We start from the raw sequence: 4,688 nt of genomic DNA, 5'->3' as shown, positions 1-4,688 counted from the left end.
TTAACTTTCTTCTTTGCACACACGTTTTAAACGTATTACTTTTATAGGGATAAAATGTTTACCCGATCCATGCGCCTTGTCGGTGCTGCAGCTTTCGGCCTCGTATCTCAGCTGGCTATCGCAGACCCCGTCTCAGACCTGCTCAGTCAAACTGGGCTCAATTCACTTATAAATGGCAGCGCAAGCGGTGGTGGCGTTGAAGTTGATGTGCTCAACCCCACCGGTACCGGCGACAATGATGTGCTAGGGCTGGACCTTTTTACACCGGAAAACGGGTTAGGATTGACGTTGGGCAGCACCGAGCTTTTGGGTTTTGGCAACCCGGATGGCGGTACGGCTATCCCGCTAGATTTTCTCGGGCTGGATCAGTTGACCACCATGTTGGGCTTGGCTCCCGACAGCGCATTGGTTGATGCGCTTCGCAACACCGTGGGCCCGGACGGTGCCGTGATCGTCCCGGTTGTTGATTCCGTGCGTGCATTGTCGGGTGTTGGAGACGCGCTTAATTTTGACTTGGCCAATGCGGTAACCCTGCCGGGCTTTTCGGATGAGGCCGTGGGCTTGGCTATCGCAGGTTCCGACAATTCTGGTAACGCGTCGGCCGATGGTTTGGCGGGCGTCGCTATATTGACCCCAGGTGCGAGCGGCAATGGTGGCCTAATTGGGCTGGCGGTGATTTCCGGCGGTGGCTCAGGCAATGGCGACCTGATCGGCATCTCGGTGGCGGGTGATGATAACTCTGGTAACGGCAGTGTCGCGGGTGTTGCGGTGCTTGGGGGTGATCAGGCGGGCAATAGTGAAACGCTGGCTTTAAGCGCAATCAGCGGCAGCAGTTCAGGCAACGGCGCATTGGTCGGCGTTGGCGCGGTTAACGAGGACAATGCGGGTAACGGCGGATTGGTCGGTGTGGGGGCGATCAACGGCGATGAATCGGGCAACGGGGGCGTTGCCGGTGTTGGTGCACTAAGTCGAAACAACGCCGGAAACGGTGGTTTCTCGGGCGTGAGTGTCATTAACGGAGACGACGCAGGTAACGGCAGTACCGCAGGCGTTGCGGTGTTGTCGGGCGACAATAGCGGCAATAGTGATGGTGTCGCTGGAGCCGTCATCAGTGGCGATAATTCTGGCGACGGAGGTGGAATATCCGTTGACGTCGGAAGCGATGATAATGGCGATGGCAGTGGCCCCGGCGGTGGCGAGTGTGAAGGCCTTGCCTGCGGAGACTCGGGCGGTGAGGATACTCTGCTACTGGCCGATTCCAACTGTGCCGAAGGCGACAGTGACAGCGACGGCATTTGTGATGATGTCGATGATTGCACAGATACACCCGAAGGTGCCGATGTGTTTGTCACAGGTTGCCATCTGGATGAAAACACGTCGCTGGTCTTGCGCGGTGTCAATTTCGAATTCGACTCTCTGGATCTTACCGAGCCCTCGAAGGCTTTGCTGGAGGAAGCGCGTCGTATCATCGAAAAACATCCCAATGCCCTGATTGCTATTGATGGACATACGGATTCCAAAGGTGCCGACAGCTATAACGACGAGCTGTCATACAAACGCGCCCGCGCCATCTATACGCACTTTGTGAATTATGGGATTAAGCCCGAGCGGCTGACCTTCCGTGGGTTTGGTGAAAATGTCCCTATCGCTGCGAATACCACAGACAGTGGTGCGGATTACCCTGAGGGGCGCGCGCTAAACCGGCGTGTGGAGCTCACCGTTGTAGATCTGCAAACCTTCGCTGCGATCAAGGCAGAAAACGCCAATCGACGAGTGGCGCAGCATGCAGCGACTGCGCAGGGTGGCAGCGCAGAACAGGCAACAGCGAGCTTGCCAAAGCAGTCCTCCACAGGTTCCCCTAACAGTGAGCAGCAGGCGCGAGCCGAACTGGAAAAAGCCAGAGCTGACGCCCAGAAATGGGAAAGAATAGCGCGTGAAGAGCAGCAGCGTGCTAAGGAGGAAGCGGCGAAGCGTGAACGTCAAGCGCAATTGGATGCTGAGGAAGCAAAACGCCGTGAAGAAAAAGCGGCTGAAGCCGAAAGTAGTTACGACGAGGTGCTGGAGTTTCTCGAAGAGACGGGTGCCGCCGAACGTGATGCTAGCGACAATCGCAACACAAGTGGCAATTCGGCTGACTCAGCAGCGCCGGAAAGCACCCGCCCGCAGGACACCGCTAAACCCAACAACACCTGATGCGAATGAGGCGCCGCGAGATTCGGCGCCATCTCTAGTGATCGTTTAGCTTGTTAACAAAGACAATGATTGGGAATTTACTATGGCTATTGACTTGCCGCCCGCATTACCTCCGGTATTGACTTCATCGCAGCAGATTTCTTCGTTCAGCGAAGTCAGTCTGCCGTATGCACGCAAGTTGGGGCAGTACGAAATCAGACTGACAGGAAATCACGGCCTCAGTGCCGGTGAGCTCGACGCCCTGTTTGTAAAAGCACAAACACCGTCACAGCTCATTCTTATGATCAATTCCGCTAGCTATAACAATGGCAATCTCTTGGTGCGATTACTCTACTCGGCACCTGCAAACAACGTTGTCTATCTCCACGCCGTGCAGATGCGGGTGGGAGAGATTCGCGGTAATGAGGTTGTAAAGCGTCACTTTAAGGATCTCGCTGGTGATGCTGACCTGACGCGTGAAGAGTTTTCCACGCGTCAGGTGCTGGCGGATATTCAATCTGAGCGTAGCGGGCTTGATTACAGCGTAAGTTATGAAGCGTCGCCTGAAAGGCCGGATGCGCTCGACCTTGTGTTTAACCAAACAGCTGATGCAGAGCACGATGCGACGGATTTCATCGTGCAGCTGGGCAATCAGGGTAGCCGTTTTGCCGGGCGTTATTTTCTGGATTTGGGTTTCAAACATAACTTTTCCAGTGGTTTCCAGCTGTCAGGCGGCTATGAACACGCGATCAGTGATTGGGGCGAGTCGCGTGACGGGGAGGATTATCATCAGTTTCAGTTGAAGCTGGATAAGGCCTACAGTTTTGGGCTCTACGGTATAGAAGGCCGTCATTCGCAGTATGTACGAGATCTGGGTGTCATCAGTGTTCCATCGACGGCTTGTGTTGTACCCAGCGGCTTCGGTGGCCTGTTGTGTCTACCGACAGCCAGCTCCACCCAACGGGACGTTGAATTGGATGCGGAAATCGATCAGCTGGCGATAACAGGCAATCAGGTGATTTCCAGTGATATCGATCACCGCTTCACCCTGTCTCAGCGACTGGATTATACCGATTCGCTCATCGACTCAAATATAGATCAGGTGGTACAGGACGAGCGTTATGCAACGCTGGAGGTGGGTGCGACCTATCACAAAGCTAAACAGCACCGCGAGAACTTGCTGAATTGGAAGCTCGGAGCTGCGATAAAGGGCGGTATAAGTGGTGATAAGGGCACGCTCGGGACAGACTCTCAATCTGCCGGGATGGCGGTAGGTAAGCGAACGGCTGAATTTGTCGTTATCAAGCCGAAGGCAGAAGCCATCTACGCGTTCAGCGCCAACAGTAACTTCAGGTTGGCCTTGAACGCTCAGCTGAGCGACGAGCAGCTGCCGCAGCAACAACAGTGGGTCCTTGGCGGTGTTGATAGGCTCAGCGCGTATCTTCCGGGCGTGCTGGTCGGTGATAGCGGCTATCATGCCGACCTCAGTTTCAATCATACCTGGAAGCTGGGGGACTTCTCTCTGGCTGGTGGAGTGTTTGCAGAATATGGTGCGGCACAGTATGAAAATGCTTCCGGCGCCTTGGGTTCGGTCGATTTGGGCGATCAAAGTAGCATTGCTGATGCGGGTATTCGTGCGACGCTGAGCGCTTGGGATTGGCTTGAGGTACGCGCCGTCATTGCGGAATCATTGTCAGAGGATAATGTGGATGAAGCGGCGCTGGATCGCGCTGAAGCCGATTTCTTTGTCGTGGTAAAAGCCATCTTTTAGGTGGCTGCCTGTAGGTGTTTTGCGAGTGGGGTAGTTTATCTGCTACCTCCGTTCAATGTCCCTACGACGGCTCGTCACCGGGATAACCAGTAAAGTCTTCTGTCGGTCGCAATGACATCCAGAGGAATATCCCAACTTTGCACTGGCAGACGTTCCACTTGTTGGAAGTCGTGTGCCAATCCAACGAGTAAAGGCCTGCGCGTTTTCTGTCGAGGCAGATGACTTAAGGTTCGATCGTAAAAGCCGCCTCCCATTCCCAATCGATTACCCTGAGTATCGAAACCAACCAGCGGTAAAAATATCACATCGAGTTTGTGGGCTGGGCGCGCATTGCCGCGCCGCTGGGGCGGCTCAGGAATGTTGAAACGATTTCGGCGCAATTTCTGGCCGGGTTGAAAACGTCTGAATATCAACGCCTTGCCGGCGAGGCAAGGCAGATAGCAGGCATGCTGCTGGCGCGCCATTCGCTGCAGCGTGAGCAGGGGTGATATTTCTCCGTCGTTGGGTAGGTAAAACGCGATATGTCCGGCACGTCGGGCCGGCGTTAATTTTCTCAGGCGGCGATCTAGATCGCGGCTGGCGACCTTTTGAGCGGCGTCTGAAAGCGCCCTGCGTTGCGCACGCAGCTGCTTGCGGAGGTTGGTTTTTTCGAGCGTTGTCATGCGCTTATGGTGGGCAAACTGCCGGCCGGGAGCAAGCAGTAAAAACCCCGGAGATACCGTTGGCCGCGTGACCCTTGAACCCA

The 4,688-nt window shown here is 55.1% G+C and carries 3 protein-coding genes; 2 read left to right on the top strand and 1 reads right to left on the bottom strand.

Translation table 11 applies throughout. The features are described from left to right. The first annotated feature begins 54 nt into the window (after window positions 1-54). Window positions 55-2,193: an OmpA family protein gene (locus ABYP39_RS17430; protein ID WP_372759216.1), complete on the top strand. Its 2,139-nt coding sequence runs from the start codon at window positions 55-57 to the stop codon at window positions 2,191-2,193. Between the two features lie 82 nt (window positions 2,194-2,275). Then, on the top strand, window positions 2,276-3,943 hold the full coding sequence (locus ABYP39_RS17425) for a ShlB/FhaC/HecB family hemolysin secretion/activation protein (RefSeq protein ID WP_372783862.1): 1,668 nt from the start codon (window positions 2,276-2,278) through the stop codon (window positions 3,941-3,943). Window positions 3,944-4,017: 74 nt separating this feature from the next. On the opposite strand, the gene ABYP39_RS17420 is transcribed toward ABYP39_RS17425, so the two are convergent. Further along, window positions 4,018-4,605, bottom strand: a complete 588-nt coding sequence (locus tag ABYP39_RS17420) for a 5-formyltetrahydrofolate cyclo-ligase (protein WP_372747362.1) — start codon at window positions 4,603-4,605, stop codon at window positions 4,018-4,020. Window positions 4,606-4,688: the final 83 nt, after the last annotated feature.

The organism is Litorivivens sp. (assembly GCF_041625495.1).
Taxonomy (GTDB): domain Bacteria; phylum Pseudomonadota; class Gammaproteobacteria; order Pseudomonadales; family Spongiibacteraceae; genus Litorivivens.
The sequence above is the reverse complement of the archived record's forward strand: the minus strand, read 5'-3'. Positions and strand labels throughout refer to the sequence as shown.

Excerpts from the sequence above, each read along its gene's own strand:
- ABYP39_RS17430 (WP_372759216.1), top strand. The coding sequence starts at position 55 with ATGTTTACCCGATCCATGCGCCTTGTCGGTGCTGCAGCTTTCGGCCTC.
- ABYP39_RS17420 (WP_372747362.1), bottom strand. The coding sequence starts at position 4,605 with ATGACAACGCTCGAAAAAACCAACCTCCGCAAGCAGCTGCGTGCGCAA.
- ABYP39_RS17425 (WP_372783862.1), top strand. The coding sequence starts at position 2,276 with ATGGCTATTGACTTGCCGCCCGCATTACCTCCGGTATTGACTTCATCG.